14 protein-coding genes are annotated in these 19,036 nt (G+C 68.6%); 8 read left to right on the forward strand and 6 right to left on the reverse strand.

The features are described 5' to 3' along the window. Window positions 1–288: 288 nt before the first annotated feature. Entirely contained in the window at window positions 289–825 is a 537-nt protein-coding gene (locus V6S85_RS02695; RefSeq protein WP_116566793.1) for a porin family protein, read from the forward strand. 73 nt (window positions 826–898) lie between these two features. Here V6S85_RS02695 and V6S85_RS02700 read toward each other — a convergent pair whose 3' ends face one another. Continuing rightward, window positions 899–1,306, reverse strand: a complete 408-nt coding sequence (locus tag V6S85_RS02700) for a DUF805 domain-containing protein (RefSeq protein WP_116566795.1) — start codon at window positions 1,304–1,306, stop codon at window positions 899–901. A 137-nt stretch (window positions 1,307–1,443) separates the two neighbouring features. On the opposite strand from V6S85_RS02700, the gene V6S85_RS02705 reads away from it, so the two are divergent. Together V6S85_RS02705 and V6S85_RS02710 are read left to right on the forward strand one after the other, a co-directional pair. Further along, window positions 1,444–1,830, forward strand: coding sequence for a hypothetical protein (locus V6S85_RS02705; protein WP_334347962.1), 387 nt, complete (start codon window positions 1,444–1,446; stop codon window positions 1,828–1,830). Then, window positions 1,827–2,765, forward strand: a complete 939-nt coding sequence (locus V6S85_RS02710) for a sterol desaturase family protein (protein ID WP_334347963.1) — start codon at window positions 1,827–1,829, stop codon at window positions 2,763–2,765. The genes V6S85_RS02705 and V6S85_RS02710 overlap by 4 nt, the downstream gene beginning before the upstream one ends. A gap of 110 nt (window positions 2,766–2,875) precedes the next feature. Here the strand turns inward: V6S85_RS02710 and V6S85_RS02715 are convergent, their stop codons facing one another. Together V6S85_RS02715 and V6S85_RS02720 are read right to left on the reverse strand one after the other, a co-directional pair. Further along, window positions 2,876–4,216, reverse strand: coding sequence for an oligogalacturonate lyase family protein (locus tag V6S85_RS02715; RefSeq protein WP_334347964.1), 1,341 nt, complete (start codon window positions 4,214–4,216; stop codon window positions 2,876–2,878). Beyond that, entirely contained in the window at window positions 4,213–6,177 is a 1,965-nt protein-coding gene (locus tag V6S85_RS02720) for a rhamnogalacturonan lyase (protein WP_334347965.1), read from the reverse strand. Before V6S85_RS02720 ends, V6S85_RS02715 begins: the two co-directional genes overlap by 4 nt. A 350-nt stretch (window positions 6,178–6,527) precedes the next feature. Here V6S85_RS02720 and cysT point away from each other — a divergent pair, with 350 nt between their 5' ends. Genes cysT through V6S85_RS02735 form a run of 3 tightly spaced genes read left to right on the forward strand, consistent with a single transcriptional unit; the run spans window position 6,528 to window position 9,277 of the window. After that, a complete protein-coding gene (gene cysT / locus V6S85_RS02725) occupies window positions 6,528–7,397 on the forward strand; it encodes a sulfate ABC transporter permease subunit CysT (RefSeq protein WP_334347966.1) in 870 nt (289 codons plus the stop codon). Next, window positions 7,397–8,239: a sulfate ABC transporter permease subunit CysW gene (gene cysW, locus V6S85_RS02730; RefSeq protein WP_116566805.1), complete on the forward strand. Its 843-nt coding sequence runs from the start codon at window positions 7,397–7,399 to the stop codon at window positions 8,237–8,239. The genes cysT and cysW overlap by 1 nt, the downstream gene beginning before the upstream one ends. An 18-nt stretch (window positions 8,240–8,257) precedes the next feature. Beyond that, the gene (locus tag V6S85_RS02735; protein WP_334347967.1) at window positions 8,258–9,277 is read left to right on the forward strand and encodes a sulfate/molybdate ABC transporter ATP-binding protein; all 1,020 of its coding nucleotides are present in this window, start codon (window positions 8,258–8,260) and stop codon (window positions 9,275–9,277) included. A gap of 36 nt (window positions 9,278–9,313) precedes the next feature. Here the strand turns inward: V6S85_RS02735 and V6S85_RS02740 are convergent, their stop codons facing one another. From V6S85_RS02740 to V6S85_RS02750, 3 genes are read right to left on the reverse strand one after another with little or no spacing between them, the layout of a single operon-like run. Next, window positions 9,314–10,300 carry a transglutaminase family protein gene (locus V6S85_RS02740; RefSeq protein ID WP_334347968.1) on the reverse strand — a complete coding sequence of 329 codons (987 nt, stop codon included), beginning with the start codon at window positions 10,298–10,300 and terminating at the stop codon, window positions 9,314–9,316. Window positions 10,301–10,302: 2 nt separating this feature from the next. Further along, a complete protein-coding gene (locus V6S85_RS02745) occupies window positions 10,303–11,244 on the reverse strand; it encodes an alpha-E domain-containing protein (protein ID WP_058350588.1) in 942 nt (313 codons plus the stop codon). Window positions 11,245–11,278: 34 nt separating this feature from the next. Then, a complete protein-coding gene (locus V6S85_RS02750; protein ID WP_116566946.1) occupies window positions 11,279–12,805 on the reverse strand; it encodes a circularly permuted type 2 ATP-grasp protein in 1,527 nt (508 codons plus the stop codon). A gap of 262 nt (window positions 12,806–13,067) precedes the next feature. Between V6S85_RS02750 and V6S85_RS02755 the strand changes: the two genes are divergently transcribed. Beyond that, window positions 13,068–14,849 carry an autotransporter assembly complex protein TamA gene (locus V6S85_RS02755; protein WP_431830636.1) on the forward strand — a complete coding sequence of 594 codons (1,782 nt, stop codon included), beginning with the start codon at window positions 13,068–13,070 and terminating at the stop codon, window positions 14,847–14,849. Then, window positions 14,846–19,018: a translocation/assembly module TamB domain-containing protein gene (locus V6S85_RS02760; RefSeq protein ID WP_334347970.1), complete on the forward strand. Its 4,173-nt coding sequence runs from the start codon at window positions 14,846–14,848 to the stop codon at window positions 19,016–19,018. Before V6S85_RS02755 ends, V6S85_RS02760 begins: the two co-directional genes overlap by 4 nt. Window positions 19,019–19,036: the final 18 nt, after the last annotated feature.

Here is a 19,036-nt window from a genome sequence, read left to right on the forward strand (position 1 = left end):
GCGCGCGACATGGGCGCGCCGATCTGATCACTGTTTGGACGCGATCAATAGCACGCCCGGCGCTGTCGTCACCTGCCTAGCGGGCGTGTCCTGCCTGCATCGGTTGCGGCTATTCGACCTGCCGCAGCGGAACTTTCGGCGGGCGGCCATAATCGACGGTCCAAATGTCGGAAACGTCACGCAATGGCCCCAAACAGGTCAGGGTACGGTCAAATACGGGCCTCGTTGCCCCAATACCCAGAGGAGGCTGAGGGAGCACAAGAAATCCCAGTACCAGGAGTAAAAATAATGAAGGTTCTCATGTCTGCGGCCATCGCCGCCATGTCGGTCGCTGCTGTTCCGGTCCTGGCTCATGCTCAATCGAGCTCGCCGGAGATCTACGGCAACCTCGGTTACAACAGCTCGCGCGCCGAAGGCGCCGACACGGGCGCTATCCAGGGCCGCCTGGGCGCCAAGCTCACCCCGCACTTCGGCGTCGAAGGCGAGCTGTCGGGCGGCGTGAAGGACGACAACATCGACCGCGCCGGCGTCCGCTCCAGCATCGAGCAGACCCACTCGGCCGCCGTCTACGGCGTCGGCTTCCTGCCGGTGACCCCGAACATCGACCTGATCGGTCGCGTCGGCTACGGCAACACCCAGTTCAAGCAGAAGCTGGCGGGCGTGGAAAACAAGTTCGACGCCGACAGCGTCAACTACGGCGTCGGCGCCCAGTACAAGTTCGACGACAAGAACGGCGTGCGCGTCGACTACACGCGCCAGCAGTTCCGGGACAACGACGCCGACGACGCCAACGTCGTTTCGGTGGGCTACGCCCGCAAGTTCTAAGGGCTTTGCCTCAAGTAAAAAGCGCGCCGCTCTCTTGCGAGGGCGGCGCGCTTTGGCTTGCTCGGTCGAAGCCTCAGGCGAAGGTTTCGGCGGCGTCCGTGTGGGTCTGCTTGGGGTCCGGGCCGAACTTGTTCGGGCCCGTGGTGCCGGGGAGAATGTAGAAGACCAGCAGCACGATCGCGCCGATCAGCGGGATCAGGCCAATCAGGATCCACCAGGCCGAACGGTCGGTGTCGTGCAGGCGGCGGAACGAGACCGCGAGGCTGGGAATGAACATCGCCAGCGAGAAGGCCAGGCTTACCAGGCCGAGGGCGTCGAAGTTGCCGCTCTCCAGGCTTTGAGGGCCGCTGACGATCAGCCGCAGGATCGTGATGGCGATGCTGACGGCGAAGGTGAAGAGCGCGAAGAGCCAGTACTCCGAGCGGCGAGCGCGGCCGGAGAATTGCGCGTATTTGCGCAGCGGTTCGAACATCAAAGACATACCCGTTTCCCTTACCCCGCGTGATGCGTGCGGTTCGCAACTTGAGCGGCGAATCCGGCCGCGTAAACCCCCGTTCTGCCGCTTGACGTGATCGCTGGTCGGCCAGACCTTCGAGCAAAACGGGGGAGGAGGCGGCGATGAACAACGCGCTGCTCATACAATTGCTGGGCTCGGCGCTGGCCGTCGCCCTGCTGGTGGGGCTGTCGGCCTGGGCGCGGATCGCCCGGCCGTCGCCGCCGCTGGATGAGGCCGGGGCGCGGGCTTTGCTGGCCGAAGAGTTCCCGGATCACCGGGTCGAGGCGGTCTGGATCGCCGGCGACGGCGCCGCCGTGGTGGCGCGCGCGGGGGATCTGGCGCTTGTGCTCTGGCGCAAGGGCGATGGCTACGTGGCCCGCTCGGCGGCCTGGCGTGACGTCGTGGCGACCAGCCCGGCCGATGGGCGCGTACGTCTCGCGGCTGTCGACGGCGCGCCGCGGCTTTGCCTGGGCGAGCGCGCCTGGCCGCCCTTGGAGGCCGCCGCATGAAGCCCGCCTTCGATCCGGTCCAGCTGGCCATCCCGTTCTTCGTGATCGCCATCGTGCTGGAAGTCCTGCTCGCCCGCTTCGGCAAGGCCAGGGCCAACTACGAGCCGCGCGATGCGGCGACCTCGCTGATGATGGGGCTGGGCAGCACGATCGCCGGGCTGCTGACCGGCGGCGTGGTGTTCGCCGCCAGCCTGTGGATCTACGAGCATCGGCTGTTCACGATCCCGATGACGGCGATCTGGGCCTGGGTCGTGCTCTTCTTCGCCGAGGACCTGACCTACTACTGGTTCCATCGGCTGAGCCACGAGCGGCGGTTCTGGTGGGCCAGCCACGTCAACCACCACAGCTCGACGCACTACAACCTGACCACGGCGCTGCGGCAGACCTGGACGGGCGGCGTGGCCGGGACCTGGCTGCTGTGGCTGCCGCTGTCGTTCCTGGGTTTTCCGCCGGCCATGGTGGCGATCCAGAAGGGGATCAGCCTCGTCTACCAGTTCTGGATCCATACCGAGGCCGTGCGGCGGATGCCGGCCTGGTTCGAGGCGGTGTTCAACACGCCGTCGCACCACCGGGTGCACCACGCCCGCAACCCGCGTTACCTCGACGCCAACTACGCGGGGATCCTGATCATCTGGGACCGGATGTTCGGCACCTTCATTCCCGAGGACGACGCCGAGCCTTGTCGATACGGCATCGTGCGGAACCTGCCGACCTTCAATCTCTTTACCAACGTCTTCCACGAGTGGATCGGCATCGCAAAGGACCTGGCGGGAAGCCGCTCGCCGCGCGAGGCAGTCGGCTATCTGTTCGGCCCGCCAGGGTGGAGCCCCGACGGCACGCGCGAGACCTCCCATACGCTCAAGGCCAAATGGCGGGCGCGGGAGGTTCTTAGAGAGACGGTTCAGGAGAGTGCGCCCGCTGACTCTCATCCGTAAAATCCCGCGAAAGCGGGGACCCAGGTGTTTTACCGTCGAGCGCCGGGCGTTTCACAAAAGGCCTGGGCCCCCGCTTTCGCGGGGGTTTTACGGCTTTTGAGCAGCAAAGCTCACTTGGCCGAAGCGGCCTTCGCCAGTTCCACGGCGTAGACGTGGTTGGCGCCGTGCATGTTGGAGCGGAACACCAGCCACTTGCCGTCCGGCGTGAAGTTGACGTTGGGCTCCAGGCGGTAGTCGTGGGCGCTCATGTTGACCAGCTTCTCGGCGTCGATGACGCCGGGGCGGATCAGGTGTTCGGAGTCGGGGGCGTGGATGCCGGCGACGTCCGGAATGCCGCGCGGGTGCATCAGGTAGAGCCACTTTCCATCCGGCGCGTGGGCGACCATCTCGCTGTCGCCGCCGTCGCCGGCGAACAGCTTGCCGTCCGGGCTGGAGTTGAAGTGCACCGACCAGGCGTTGCGCTCGACGTGGTACCAGGCGCGCTTGCCGGTGGCGATTTCGTAGCCGGCGACCCAGAAGTCTTCGCCGCGCGGGGTCTGCAGGTCGTACCAGACGGTCTTGCCGTCGGCGCTGAACCATTCGTGCCCGGCGATCTCCATGTTCATGGTGCGCGTGTGGATCTTCACCGGCTTGGCGTCCGCCTGGTCTGTGCGCAGCAGCCACAGGCGGTCGACCTTGTGCCAGGGGCCCTCGTGGCAGAACATCAGGAGGTTCGGGTCGGTTGGCGAGAACTGCAGGTGGTTCAGCCAGTCGGTGGCCGCGTGCACCACGCGCTTTTCGCCGGTGCGGGTGTCGATGACGAACATCTCCATCGGGATCTTCGACTCGAGCCGCTCGTTCAGCCGCACCTCCTTGGCCTCGGCGAAGGACAGCGGCTTGCCGTCCGGACCGTTGGCGGCGTAGGCGGCCTGGTCGAAGCGGTTGTCGCGCTTGAGCATGCCGTCGGGGCGGGTCTCGATCTCGGGCTTGGTCACGACCACGCCGCCCAGCAGGGTCTCGTCGGCGTTGATCGTCTGGATGTCGCCGCGGTCGAATTTCGCGACCACGCGGACCTTCTTGCTGTCGATATCGACAGCCTTGACCACCTTGGCCTTGCCTTCTTCGACGATGTAGTAGGCCGAGCGGGTCTTGCGGCCGACGAACAGGAACTTGCCGTTCTCCTCGACCAGCGGCGCCAGCTTGCGGGTGGCCAGTTCGATCGTGCTCAGGCCCTTGGGCGTGGCGATGACCAGCTTGTCGCCCTGCGGCGCATAGCCATTGTAGTTGAAGTAGAGGCTGCTCGAGCCCGGCTCGTCCGACAGGCGCACGACGCGATGGCCGGTGTCCTTGTCGATCCATTCGCGCGGCGGGGCGGCCGCGGGCGCGGCCGGCGCCTGGGCGAAGGCGGGGGGGGCGAAAGCGGGCAGGGCGATGGCGAAGGCGCTCGCCAGGCCGATCAGGACGTTTTTCATGGCTTCACCTTCACGGCGACGACGTTCGGACGCTGCGGGTTCTTCATGCCGTGACCCAGGTAGAAGCTGGTGTGCGGCGGCTGGTTGTAGGCGGTGTTCTGCCAGGCGACGCCGGCGCGATAGACCGGGTCGTGCATCAGCGTGACCAGGCGGCGGTCGGTCGGGTAGGGCGTCACGTAGATGCGCAGGAAGGTGTTGTCCTCCGAGCGCAGGATCACCTCCTCGCGCCAGTCGCCCAGGATGTCGGCTGACAGGGTGGGGGTGGCCTTGGTGCCGTTGTTCGAGGTCATGCCCTCGGCGTTCAGCAGCACCTTGCTCTCGCCCTTCAGCCAGTCCCACTTGAAGATCTTGTTGCGGTCGAGCAGTTCGCGCAGCTCGTCGCCGTCCCACCAGACGCCGAAGTTCATCTGCGGCGGATGCTTCACGCCTTCGATCGGCTTGCCCTTGACGGTGTAGAGCGTGCTCGAATTGCTGGCCCAGGCCTCGGCGCCCGGGAAGCGGGGATCGATGTCGAAGGCCACGCCGCGGCCAGTGTCGCTTTGCGTCGGGGTGGTCCAGAGAACCTCGCCGGTCTTGGCGTCGAGCATGGCCGAGCCGATGCCGCCGTTCATCTTCGGGCTTTCGTTGACGCCGAAGCGCTCCAGGCCGGGACGCTCCGGGTCCAGGTCGCCCAGGTGCAGGGCGTCGCCGTGATAGAGCTTGGCGGTCCACAGCGGCTTGCCGTCGGCGTCCAGGGCCATCGAGCCGTAGACGATCTCGTCGCGACCATCGCCATTGACGTCGGCGACCGACAGCTGGTGGTTGCCCTGGCCGCCGAAGCCTTCCGGCACGCCGGGGGCGGCGCTGTCGAACAGCCAGCGTTGAGTGATCTTGCCGTTCTTGAAGTCCCAGGCGCTGACGGTGGTGCGGGCGTAGTAGCCGCGACCCATGATGATGCTGGGATGCTGGCCGTCCAGATAGGCCGTGCCGGCCAGGAAGCGGTCGGAGCGGTTGGCGTAGCCGTCGCCCCAGAGCTTGGTCATCTCCTCGGTGCTGGGGGCGTCGGTGTCGGGCGCGCGCGCAGCGGCGAACGGAACCGAATCCAGCGCCGCGCCGGTGCGGCCGTCGAACACGGTCAGGAACTCGGGGCCCTTGAGGATGCGCCCGGTCAGCTTGGCCACCATCGCGCCGTCCGGCTTGATCTCGGCGCCGGTCTTGTCCTTGGTCGGGGTCTCGACGGGGCCGCCCCGCCAGTCGGCGTTGGCGTCGCCCAGCACCTTGCCCGTGCCGTCGATCGTGCCGTCGGAGGTGCGCACGGCGATCTCGGCGCGGCCGTCGCCGTCGAAGTCGGAGACCTGGAACTGGGTATAGTGGGCGCCGGCGCGGATGTTACGGCCAAGATCGATGCGCCATAGGCGCTTGCCGTCCAGGGTGTAGGCGTCCAGCAGCACCGGCCCGGTGTAGCCCGAGAAGGCGTTGTCCTTGGAGTTGGTCGGATCCCACTTCAGGACGATCTCGTAGCGGCCGTCGCCGTCCAGGTCGCCGACGCTGGCGTCGTTGGCCGTGTATTCGTAGGCGACGCCGTCGGGCGTCACGCCGCCGGCCGGCTTCTGCAGCGGGATGGTCAGGAAGCCGTCCTTCAGCGCGGTGGTCTCGCCCTCGACCGGGCCTTCCTTGCCCTTGGTCACGGCCTTGAGCGTGTAGCGCGCGCCGACGACGCCGGTCTTGTCGACGAAGTTGGTGGCGAAGGCGAGCGGCTTGGCGTTCAGCTTCTTGCCGTCGCGATAAAGATTGAAGGCCAGGCCCAGGGCGTCTTCGCCCGTGTAGCGCCAGGACACCAGCACGCCGCCGTCGATGGCGGGGGCGGCGACGAGGCCGCGATCGAGGTGTTCGACCTGGCGCGGGGCGGCGAGGGCGGGCAGAGCCAGCAGCGAAACGGCTGCCGAGGCCAGCATGGCGGCCTTGTGAAGGCGAAGAGACATTGGGCTTCCCCCCGAGGGATTATGCGCGTTGTTGGCGCGATCTTGGCACGCCGACCGAAAGTCGCAACAAGTTTCCCATAAATTGCAGCGTTGTTTCATATAATGAAACTTTGGTTTGGCGGGTTGAGTTCGGCCCCGAATTTCGCTTCGCGGTTTGGCTTGCGCGAGGCAGGGTGCCGAACGGAGAGTTTTTCTACGGGGCTCGCCCGAGAAATCTCAATTGACCCCATCGGCGCAGTGGAGATTTAAGCGCTCCAACTTGGCGCCGTTTCGACGTCGAGGCGCTGCACGCGCGTATGTTCAATTAAGAGGCCGCGAGCCGCAGCCGGAACCAGGACGACGATCAGGACATGACCGCCGAATCCCTTGCCGCGCAACGTCCCGCCGCGGCGCGCCGTCCGCTGTTTCGTCGTCGCTCCGCGATTCCCGGGTTCGGTCTGACCCTGGGCGTCACGCTGTCGATCCTGTCGCTGATCGTGCTGATTCCGCTGTCGGCCGTGGCGCTGAAGGCGGCCGAACTGTCGCCGTCCGAGTTCGTCGCCGCGGCTTTTTCCGAGCGGGCCATGGCCGCCTATCGCCTGACCTTCGGCGCGGCGCTGGTCGCCGCCATCGCCAACGGCGTGTTCGGCGTGCTGACGACCTGGGCGCTGGTGCGCTACGAGTTTCCGGGCAAGACGATCATCAACGCCCTGGTCGACCTGCCGTTCGCCCTGCCGACCGCCGTGGCCGGCATCGCCCTGGCCACCCTCTACGCGCCCAACGGCTGGATCGGGCAGTTCCTGACGCCGCTGGGCATCAAGGCCGCCTACAATCCGGTCGGCGTGACGATCGCGCTGATCTTCATCGGCCTGCCTTTCGTGGTGCGCACGATCGAGCCCGTGATGCGCGACCTGTCGGCCGACGTCGAGGAGGCTTCGGCCAGCCTGGGCGCGGGCCGGCTGCAGACCATCTGGCGCGTGATCCTGCCGGCCCTGGGCCCGGCCTGGCTGACCGGCTTCGCCATGGCCTTCGCCAGAGGGGTGGGCGAGTACGGCTCGGTGATCTTCATCGCCGGCAACATGCCCTACAAGTCCGAGATCGCGCCGCTGCTGATCATCATCCAGCTGGAGCAGTTCCAGTACGCCCAGGCCGCCTCGATCGCGGTGGTCATGCTCGTGGTCTCGTTCCTGATGCTGTTCGTCATCAACGCCATCCAGGCCTTTTCGCGGAGGTTCGTCTGATGGCGCGCGCTCGTCACCCCACCGAGGATCCGGGCTGGGTCAAGGCGCTGGTCATCGGCGTCGTCATGGTCTTCCTGGCGCTCGTCCTGATCCTGCCGCTGGTCGCCGTGTTCGCCGAGGCGCTGCGCAAGGGCGTGCCGGCGGCCGTTGAGGCCGTGCTGCACGAGGACGCCCTGGCGGCGGTGAAGCTGACCCTGTTGACGGCGGCCATCGCCGTGCCCTTCAACGCCATCTTCGGCCTCTGCGCCTCCTGGGCCGTGGCCAAGCATGACTTTCCGGGGAAGTCGTTCCTGATCACCCTGATCGACCTGCCTTTCTCGGTTTCGCCGGTCGTGGCGGGCCTGATCTACGTGCTGGTGTTCGGCATGCAGGGCTGGCTGGGCGAATGGCTGCTCGACAACGACCTGAAGGTCATCTTCGCCGTGCCGGGCATCGTGCTGGCCACCGTGTTCGTGACCTTCCCGTTCGTCGCCCGCGAGCTGATCCCGCTGATGCAGGAGCAGGGCACCAGCGAGGAGGAGGCGGCCATCTCGATGGGCGCCTCTGGCCTCTACACCTTCTGGCGGGTGACCACGCCCAACGTGCGCTGGGGCCTGCTGTACGGCGTCCTGCTGTGCAACGCCCGCGCCATGGGCGAGTTCGGCGCCGTGTCGGTGGTCAGCGGTCACATCCGCGGCCTGACCAACACCATGCCGCTGCACGTCGAGATCCTCTACAACGAGTACGATTTCGTGGGGGCGTTCGCTGTGGCGGCCCTGCTGTGCCTGCTCGCCATCGTCACCCTCGTGCTGAAGACCGCCCTCGAAGTCGCCCAACCGGCCGTGCGCCGGGGCGGACACTAAACGGAACGCGAAGACGCCATGACCATCTCCATCCGTTCCGTCCAGAAACAGTTCGGCCGCTATCCGGCGCTGAACCACGTCGACCTCGAGATCGCCGATGGCGAATTGCTGGCGCTGCTGGGGCCCTCCGGCTCGGGCAAGACCACGCTGCTGCGCGCCATCGCGGGCCTGGAGTTCCCCGACGCCGGCCAGGTGCTGTTCCACGACAAGGACGTCACCTACGCCTCGGCCGCGGCGCGCCGGGTGGGTTTCGTCTTCCAGCAGTACGCGCTGTTCAAGCACATGACCGTGGCCAAGAACATCGCGTTCGGCCTCGACGTGCGGAAGGGCAAGGACAAGCCGCCGAAGGCCGAGATCGCCAAGCGCGTCGACGAACTGCTGAAGCTCGTCGAGCTGGACGGCCTGGGCGGTCGCTATCCCTCGCAGCTGTCGGGCGGCCAGCGCCAGCGGGTGGCCCTGTCGCGCGCCCTGGCGGTGCAGCCCAGCGTGCTGCTGCTAGACGAGCCGTTCGGCGCCCTGGACGCCACGGTGCGCAAGTCGCTGCGCAAGGAGCTGCGCCGGGTGCACGACGCCACCGGCGTGACCACCATCTTCGTCACCCACGACCAGGAAGAGGCCCTGGAGCTGGCCGACCGCGTGGCCATCCTCAACAAGGGCCAGATCGAGCAGATCGGCAGCCCGCGCGAGGTGCACGACAACCCGGCCTCGGCCTTCGTCTGCGGCTTTGTCGGCGAATCCAACCGTTTCGAGGGCAAGGTCGAGGGCGGCAGGTTCGTCGCCGGGCCGCTGGTGCTGCCGGCGCCGGACGTCGCCGACGGCGCGGCCGTGGCCTTCGTGCGGCCGCATGATTTCGCGCTGGCCGACGAGGGCCTGGAAGCCAAGGTCGAGCGCGTCAACGCCCAGGGCGCCCTGGCGCGCGTCGACGCCGTGCTGGCCAACGGCGCCCGGGTCGAGATCGCCGCCTCGCGCGCCGACGCCGATCGCTTCTCCGGCTCGGTGAAGCTGGCCGTCGGCAAGAGCCACGTCTACGCGGCCTAGGAAAAGGGCCGGGGACTTGGGTCCCCGGCCGCTTCGCTACTGCTGCTGTTGTTGCTGCTGCTGACGCTGCTGGTCCTGATGGGCCGCGGCGGCGTCTCCGCGCCGTCGGGCGCCGAACGAGGCCGGCTTGGCCAGGCGCAGGAACTCCGGCTCGGCCAAAGCCGCGCGGGCCCGGCGAACGGTGACCCCTACCGCAAGGTGGCTCTCGGCGTCGCCCTTATAGACCCCGCGCGAAGGCGTGACGTCGGCGTAGTCGCGGCCGACGGCCACGGCCACGTGGCGCTCGCCGGTCAGGCAGTTGTTGGTCGGATCGAAGCCTACCCAGCGCAGGCTGGGGAGGAACACCTCGATCCAGGCGTGGGTGGCGTCGGGATCCGAGCGATCGCCCGCGTCCCGGTCGGTGAACAGGTAGCCCGACACGTAGCGCGCAGGCAGGCCCCAGCTGCGGCAGATGGCCAGCATGATGTGGGCGAAGTCCTGGCAGACGCCGCTGCCGGCCTCCAGGGCCAGGTCGATGGGGCTGTCGGCGTCGGTGACGCCGGGCTGGTAGCCGAACGACTGGTAGAGCGTCTCGTTCAGCCGCTTCAGCGCCGTCAGCGGATCCTGGCGGCGCAGGGCCTCCAGGTCGTGCTGGGCGATGAAGGCCAGCAGGCGTTCGGTCGACTGCACGAAGCCGTGCGGGCGCAGGAAGTCGAAGCACTCGCCGCGCACGAATTCGCTGCGCAGACGGTCCCACTCGCCGATGTCCAGCCTGTCGGGCAGTTCGGCGGCGTGTTCGGTCTCGACCGCCGAGCGGGCGATGATGGTCAGCCGGTCGTGCGGATGGGGCACGTCGAAGTGGTAGACGGCGTTGCCGAAGCTGTCGGGGTAGGAGAACAGCTGGGCGGCGGGTTCGACGTCCAGCTCGAAGCTGACCAGCCGCTGGCGCGCGCCCTTCTGGGGCTGCATCCACAGCTCCATCAGGCTTTCGCGCACCGGGCGCTCGTAGTGGTACTGGGTGACGTGGCGGATTTCGAGCAGCATGGTCAGGCCGGCAGTCGGAGTTCGAGAGGGTAGGAGACGAAGGTCTCGTAGATCGCTTCGTGGATGCGGGCGCACTCGTTGACCACGGTGGTCAGCAGGGCGCCGGCGCCGATGGTCTCCAGTTCGTCGACGTCGGCGTACTGCAAGCGGGCCTTGAGCTTGCCGGCCAGGCGCTCGGGCGCGGCGCGGCCGGCGGCCTCGACGTGGCGGGCCAGCGCCGTCAGGTGCTCCTCGATGCGCGAGGTGGCGAAGCGGATCGAGCGCGGGAAGTCCTCGTCGAAGACCAGGAACTCCAGGATGTGCCGGGGCTCGATCTCGGCCGTGTAGACCCGAAGGTACGGCTCCAGCGCGCAGGCCATGCGCAGCAGGCTGACCAGCGCCAGGTGATCGTGGATTTCGCGGCTGGGGGCCTGGGCGAAGCACACCTCAAGCAGGCTGGAGACCAGCTGAGCCCGCTCCAGGTACATGCCCAGCATCATGAAGCGCCAGCTTTCGCCGTGGCTCATGGTGGCGTCGGCCGCGCCCTTGAACAGGTGCACGTCGGCGATGACGTCGTGCAGGTACGAGACCGAATTGTCGGCGAACTCGGCCTCGGCGCTGGCGTCGGTGACGCGCAGGTAGAGGACGTTCAGCCGCTCCCAGGTCTCGGTGGTGATCTGGTCGCGCACCTGGCGGGCGTTCTCGCGGGCCATGGTCAGGGACGAGACCACCGAGTTGGGGTCGGAGCGGTCGAGCACCAGCGCGCGGGCGGCCTCGAATGGCGAGACCTTGCCGGCTCCGTCGTCGCCGACGGCCGACAGCGCGATCCACACCGCCTGCATACCGGAATCGGTCTGGTCCAGCGTGGCGTTCAGCATCACGCTCGACAGGCGCGACAGGTGTTCGGCGCGCTCGATATAGCGGCCCAGCCAGTAGAGGCTGTCGGCGACCCGAGCGAGCATCATGCGAGCGAACCCTCAAAGTTTGGGAGAGCGAGCATCATTGCGGACCTCCCTTGCCGTGACCGTTGCCGTTGTGGTGGCCGTTCTCCTCGGCCAGCACCCAGGTGTCTTTCGAACCGCCGCCCTGGCTGGAGTTCACCACCAGCGAGCCGCGCTTGAGCGCCACGCGGGTTAGGGCGCCGGGGGTCACGATGGTCTTCTCGCCGCACAGGATGAACGGGCGCAGGTCGACGTGTCGCGGTTCGATGCGGCCGTCCACGAGGCACGGCGCGGTCGAAAGCTGGATCGTCGGCTGGGCGATGTAGTTGGCCGGATCGGCCTTCAGTGCATCGGCGAAATCAGCGCGTTCCTGGGCGCTGGCGTGCGGGCCGACCAGCATGCCGTAGCCGCCCGAGGCGCCCACGGCCTTGACCACCAGCTTGTCGAGGTTGTCGAGCACGTGGCTGAGCTGGCTCTTCTCGCGGCAGAGGTAGGTCTCGATGTTGGGCAGGATCGGGTCTTCGCCGAGGTAGTAGCGGATGATGTCCGGCACGAAGGCGTAGACGGCCTTGTCGTCGGCGACGCCCGTGCCCGGAGCGTTGCAGATCACCACGTTGCCGGCGCGATAGGCGTTGAACAGGCCCGCCGCGCCCAGCGACGAGTCACGACGGAAGGTGAGGGGGTCGATGAAGTCGTCGTCGACCCGGCGATAGATCACGTCCACCCGGCGCAGGCCCGTGGTGGTGCGCATGTAGACCATGTTGTCGTGCACCACGAGGTCACGACCCTCGACCAGCGGCACGCCCATCAGGCGGGCGAGGTAGGCGTGCTCGTAATAGGCGCTGTTGTAGACGCCGGGCGTCAGCACCACGACCTGCGGGTCGGAGCGCCAGTCGGCGCTCATGCTCTTCAGCGTGGCCAGCAGCAGGTCGGGATAGCGTTCGACCGGACGCACGCCGGCCTCGCGATAGGTGCCTGGGAAGGTGCGCTTGGCCGCGTCGCGGTTGGCCAGCATGTAGGAGACGCCCGACGGGACGCGCAGGTTGTCCTCCAGCACGGCGAACTCGCCGTCCTGGCCGCGGATCAGGTCGCTGCCGCAGACATTGGCGTACGACTTGTGCGGCACGTACAGGTTCTGCATCTCGCGCCGGTACGAGGGCGCGCCCAGCACCAGCTCGCGCGGCACCACGCCGTCCATCAGGATCTTCTGCTCGCCGTAGATGTCGGCGAGGAACATGTTCAGCGCCTGCAGGCGCTGGGTCAGGCCCGATTCGATGCGGGCCCACTCGGCGGCCGGGATGATTCTCGGAAAGAGGTCGGTGGGGATGATCCGTTCGGTGGCGCTGCCCGCGCCGTAGACCGTGAAGGTGATGCCCTGCAGCAGGAACGAGCGCTCCAGGGTCTTCTGCCGGTCGGCAAGGGCCGAGGCGCCCAGGGTCGCCATCCGCGACTGCAACGGCGCGTAGTGGGCCCGCACGTCGCCGCCGGCGGCGAACATCTCGTCGTAAGCCACGCCTGGGAGATAGGCCGCGCCCGTCATCGGCAGGGTTGGGGCCTCGTCCAGGCTCTGTAATTTCGCCGCCACGCCGGTGTCCACTTTGATTGTCCGTCTCTTGGACCCGCGCCGAAGCGGCGCCGGTCGATGGAAACCTAGAACGCCTCGAAAAGGTTCGCGGCGGATTTCGACCTTCGCCCCGCGGTTGCGCACGAGTGCCTAGCATTTGGGCGCCGATTGCCGGGGCTGAGAAGTCGAGATCGTTCGCTCCCGCAGCATTTCGTCGGGTGACAGCCGTGAAGCGCCCGACTACACGAGGTCTTGGGGGCGCTCCGTGCGGGGACTTGGCTTGGTGCGTAAGACGACAGTTCTGGGCTTGGCGGCCGCAATCGCGGCCGTTGCGGCTCAGGCTAAAGCGGACGAACCATCGGCGACCATCACCGGCGTCGAGGATCGCGCCCTGCGCGAAACCATCCAGCGCGCCCTGACCCAATCCGACGCTCCGCCGGCCAGCCGCTCCGAGGCCCGCCGCCGTGCTCGCGACGCCGCCAACGCCGCCGTGGCCGTGCTGCGCGCCGAGGGCTACTACGCCTATGTCGTCGATCCGGACGTCACCGAGACCGATCCGCCGCGAGGCACGGTCAAGGTCACGCCCGGCCAGTTGTTCGTGATCGCCGACCCGCGCATCGACTGGTCGGGAGCGCCGCCCGACGAGGGGGTGCGCGAGCGCGCCTTTTCCGTGCTCGGCCTGACCGAAGGGGCGGCCGGCCGCGCCGCCGAGATTCTCGGCGCCGAAGGGCGCGCCGTCGCCCAGGTGCAGAAGCTGGGTTACGCCGACGCCATGGCCGATCCGCGCGAGGTGATCGTCGACCACGCCGACCACACCGTCCGCCCGACCTTCGTCATCGCCGCCGGCGACCTGGTGAAGGTGGATGGCGTCGAGCTTTCGACCAAGGGCCGCACGCGCATCGAGTGGCTGCAGCGCTTGGCGCCCTGGAAGGAAGGCGACGTCTACGATCCAGAAGACATCGCCGAGCTCGAACGCCGCCTGCGCGACACCGGCGTCTACGACACCGTGTCGGTGGCCCTGGCTCCCAAGGACAAGGCCACGCCCGAGGGGCTTCGCCCGATCCAGGTGACGCTGGCAGACCGCGCCTCGCGCACGCTCGAACTGGGCGCGGGTTATTCGACCAGCGAAGGTCCCGGCGTCGACGCCAAGTGGATCCGCTACAACCGCCTGCGCCGCGCCGACACGACGACCATCACCACCCGCGTCGCCAAGCTGGAAAAGAGCCTGGAGGGCTCGGTGGCGCTGCCGCATTGGGGCCGGCCGCAACAGACGCTGAAGCTGACCAGCCGCGTGTTCGCCGACACCACCGACGCCTATGACGAAACCGGCGCCACGCTCAGCGCCGACCTGACACGGCGCCTGCAGACGACCCGCTATCGCACCTACGGCCTGTCGGTCGACCTGTCGCAGACCCAGGAACGGACAACCGCCAACGGCCTGCCCGTGGGCCAGCGGCTGAACCTGGCCACCTTCACCGCGCTGGGCGCCTATGCCTGGGACTATTCGGACAACATCCTGGATCCGCGGCGCGGCTGGCGGGTGGAGGCGCGAGCCGAGCCCACCGCCATCACCGGCGAGACCAGCCTCGTCTACATCCGCACCCAGGCCCAGGGCTCGGCCTATATCCCGTTCGGCAAGGAGGCCGACACCGTGCTGGCGGGACGCCTGAAGCTGGGCGCGATGCTGGGCGGCACCATGCCCGAGGTGCCGGCGTCGCGGCGCTTCTATTCCGGCGGCGGCGGTTCGGTGCGCGGCTACTCCTACCAGGCCATCGGTCCACGCCTCTCGGACAACACGCCGCAAGGCGGCCTGTCGCTGTTCGAAGGTTCGATCGAACTGCGCCACCGCTTCACCCAGCAGTGGGGCGGCGTGGTGTTCATCGACGCTGGCGCGGTGGGAACCGAGCCGACGCCCAACACCCGCGACTTCAGCGTCGGCGCCGGCTTCGGCGTCCGCTACGACCTGGGCTTTGGCCCCATCCGCGCCGACATCGCGTTCCCGCTCGAGAAGCGCGAGGGCGACGCGGCATTCCAGATCTATCTCAGCATCGGGCAGAGCTTTTGACCGACGCCGCGCCGCCGCCAGAACCCGTCGAACAAGTCGCAGAGGCCGCGGCCAAGGTCGCGCGCCGTATCGGCGGGCCCGGCTGGCTGATCATCGTCTCGGTGACCCTGGTGGCCATCGTCGCCCTGGCGCTGGGCGTCGTGCGCTACGGCGTGATCACGCCGCAGGGACGCGCCTTCCTCGAAGCGCGCACCAGCGGCTTGAAGCTTGGCCGCATCGGCACGCTGAAGATCGAAGGCCTGTCGGGCGACATCTGGCGTGATTTCGGTGTCCGCCGGCTGACGATTTCCGACGAGAAGGGCGTCTGGCTGGAGGGCGCTGACCTGCGCGTCGTCTGGAAGCCGCGCGAGCTTTGGTGGCGGCGTTTCCACGCCGAGAGCATCGAGGCGCGGCAGGTCACCCTCGTGCGTCGCCCGACCCTTGGTCCGAAGGGCAAGTCGGGCGCCGCGCCGATCTCGGCCGACCTCGACGCCTTCAAGCTGCGGCTGGTCACCCGGCCGGCGTTCAGCAACGTCGCCGGCGACTTCGACCTGTCGGGCGCCTACGAAATGGCCCGGATGGGCGGCCAGGCCGGACGGCTTTCCGCCGCCAGCCGCCTGCATCCCGGCGACCACCTGGATCTCGTCTTCGACCTGGGACGCGACAAGACCCTGCTGCTGACCGCCGTGGGCCGCGAGGCCAAGGGCGGCGCCCTGGCGGGGAGCCTCGGCCTGCCAGCCGATCGCCCCTTCATGCTCGACGCCAAGGCCAACGGCACGACCGAGGCCGGCGCCTTCACGCTCAAGGCCCAGAGCGGGGAAGAGATCCCGCTGCGCGCCGGCGGGGCCTGGAACGCCCAGGGCGGTTCGGCCAGCGGCCACGTCGATCTTTCGGCCTCCAGCCACACCGATCTCTACGAGCGCATGTTCGGCGCGGCGGTGGACGTCGATGTCGTCGGCCGCAAGGCGGGGCCGATGACCGACCTGTCCCTGAAGCTGCGGGCGCCCAACCTGTCGCTCGACGCCCAGGGACCGGCCGACCTGACCAAGCGCAGGACAGCTCCGGAAGGTGTGAACTTCTCGGCGGCGGTCAAGGATCTCTCCAAGATCACCCCGATGCCGAAGATGGGCGCGGCGAAGGCGCAAGGGATCTTCAAGTTCGGCGACGGCGGCTTCTCGGTCGAGGGGCCGGGCGACGTCTCCAACCTCGAACTGTTCGGTTATCGCCTGGCGCGGGCCAAGGGGCCGGTCTTCGTCGGCTGGAGCAAGGGCGAGTTGACCATCCGCGCCTCGGCGACGGGTGAGGGCGGGGCGGGCGAGGGCCTGCTCGCGCCGCTGGGCCGCGCGCCGAAGGCCGATTTCGAGGGCGCGCGCCTGAAGGACGGTCGCTTCCTGATCAAGCGCGCCAAGATCGTCGCGCCCAACATCGTCGTCGAGGGCGAGGGCCAGCGCGGCCTGCTGGGCGGGCTGTCGTTCGATGGCACGGCGAAGGTCGCCTCCCTGGCTCCGATCCGTTCCGGCATGAAGGGATCGGCCTCGATCAAATGGTCAGCCAGCCAGGCGCGCGACAAGCCCTGGAACTTCAACGCCGAAGCGCGTGGGGCGGGCTTCGCCAGCGGCTTGGCAGAACTCGACCGCCTGGTCGGCGCCGCCCCGCGAGTCTCGGCCCGCGCGGCCTGGGACAACGGCAAGCTGTCGGTGGCCGACGGCAGGCTCGACGGCGCGGCCGCCCGCGCCAGGGCTTCGGGCGTCATGAACCCTGGCGGCGCCCTGGCCTTCAAGCTCGACTGGTCGGCCGAGGGGCCCTTCGGGGCCGGCCCGGTCGAGGTCAGCGGCAAGGCCTCCGGAACCGGTGCAATCACCGGCACGCTGACCGCGCCCCGCGCCGATCTCCATGCGGCCTTCGACAGCATCGACCTTCCACGCCTGCCGCTGAAGGACGCCAAGCTGGCCCTGACCTTCGCCAAACGCGCCGACGGCGCCGACGGCACGGCGGCGCTGGAAGCGACGAGCCAGTACGGACCGGCTCGAGGCAAGACGGCCTTCAGCTTCGCGCCCGGCGGGCTGGAGCTTTCCGATCTGGACATCGACGCCGGGGGGCTGAAGGCCGGCGGCGCCGCCTCGCTGCGCGACGGGCGTCCGGCGACGGCCGACCTGACCGTCGCCCTTGGCCCGGGCGCATTCCTGGCCCAAGGCTCGGTGCGCGGCTCGGTGAAGATCGTCGACGCGGCCGGCGGGCCGACCGCTACGCTTGACCTGGCCGCCCAGGACGTCGCCGGCGGCGCCTGGAAGGTCCGCAACGCCGTCATCAAGGCCTCGGGGCCGATGAGCCGTCTGCCGCTGACGCTCGATGCGCGGGGCGAGGGGCCGTCCGGGCGCTGGCGGTTGGGCGGCAGCGGCTTGCTGGCGCAACAGGCCGACGACTACCTCCTGACCCTCGACGCCAAGGGGCGCATGGCGCGCACCGAGGTGTCCACGCGCGAAGCCGCCCAGATCCGCTTCGGCGGCCCACGCACATCCGGCCGCCTGCGCCTGAATGTCGGTGACGGCCGGGCCGACCTTGATCTGGACCTTGGCGGCGAACTGGCCAACCTGCGCGCCGATCTGGTCGGGGTCAGCCTGACCGCGCTCAATCCGGATCTGACTGGCCGCATCGACGCCCGCGTCTCCATGCGCGGCCAGGGCGAGGCCCTGGACGGCGAACTCGACGCCAACCTGTCGGGCGCCCGCGAGCGCGGGGCCAAGGCCGAGCAGTCGCTGGACGCCACCATCCACGGCGACCTGCGCGACAAGGTGATGACCATCCGCGCCAGCGGCAGCAACCCGCAAGGCCTCAAGGCCGAGGCCGACCTGACCTTGCCGACCGAAGCTTCGGCCAAGCCGTTCCGACTGGCCATCGATCGCCGCCGCGCCGTGCAAGGACGCTTCCTGGCCCAGGGCGAGATCAAGCCGCTTTGGGATCTGCTGATCGGTCCCGAGCGGGGGCTGTCGGGCAAGATCGACGCCGAAGGCACGCTGGCGGGCACGCTGGCCGACCCACGCCTGGTGGGCCGCGCCTCGCTGTCGGGCGGGCGCTTCGAGGACGGCCAGACGGGGCTGCGGTTGCAGGACGTGGCGATCACGGCCAACCTCGCCGACAACGCCATCGACGTCAGCCAGGCCCAGGCCGGCGACGGCCGGGGCGGCACGGCCTCGGGGGCCGGGCGCATCAGCCTGGCGCGCGACGGCGTCGGCAGCTTCCGTCTCGACATGAAGAACTTCCAGGTCATCGACAACGAGCTGGCCAAGGCCCAGGCGACCGGCCAGACGACGATCAATCGCGCCGCCGACGGCAAGGTGAAGCTGTCGGGCGCCCTGACCATCGATCGCGCCGACGTCTCGGCCCAGTCCAAGACTCCGGCCGGCGTCGTCTCGATGGACGTCATCGAGCGCAACCGGCCCCAGGATCTGGTGCAGGGCGTCGAGATCCAGCCGCGCAAGCCCAACTCCGGCATGGCGCTGGACGTTACGCTGAAGGCCCCGCGGCGGATCTTCGTGAAGGGCCGTGGCCTGGACGTCGAACTGTCGCTGGACGCCCATGTTGGCGGCACCACGGCCAGTCCCGTGCTGGACGGCGTGGCCCGCGTGGTGCGCGGCGAGTACGACTTCGCCGGCAAGCGCTTCGAGTTCGACGACGACGGCGTTGTTCGTCTGGCCACCCAGCTGGAACGCATCCGCCTCGATCTGACCGCCACCCGCGAGGACGACGCCCTGACCGCCATCATCCAGGTCAAGGGGACGGCGGCCAAGCCGGAGATCACCCTGACTTCCAAGCCCGAATTGCCGCAGGACGAGGTGCTTTCGCAGGTGCTGTTCGGGTCGTCGGCCGCCCAGCTGTCGCCGATCGAGGCCGCGCAGCTGGCCTCGGCCCTGGCGTCGCTGGCCGGCGGCGGCGGCTTCGACGTCATCGGCAACCTGCGCAGCTTCGCGCGCCTCGATCGCCTGGCGTTCGCCGAGAGCAGCACCGGCATGACCGTGGCCGGCGGCAAGTACGTCACCGACGACGTCTATGTGGAGATCATCGGCGGCGGCCGTGAAGGGCCTGCGGCGCAGGTCGAATGGCGCATCCGCCGGGCCCTGTCGCTGGTTTCGCGCCTGGGGGGCGACGGCGACGCCAAGCTTTCGGTGAAATGGCGAAAGGACTACAGGTAGAGCGCGACAGGGCAAGGC

Origin of the sequence: Caulobacter sp. CCNWLW153, assembly GCF_036889365.1 — a bacterium.
GTDB lineage: Bacteria > Pseudomonadota > Alphaproteobacteria > Caulobacterales > Caulobacteraceae > Caulobacter > Caulobacter radicis.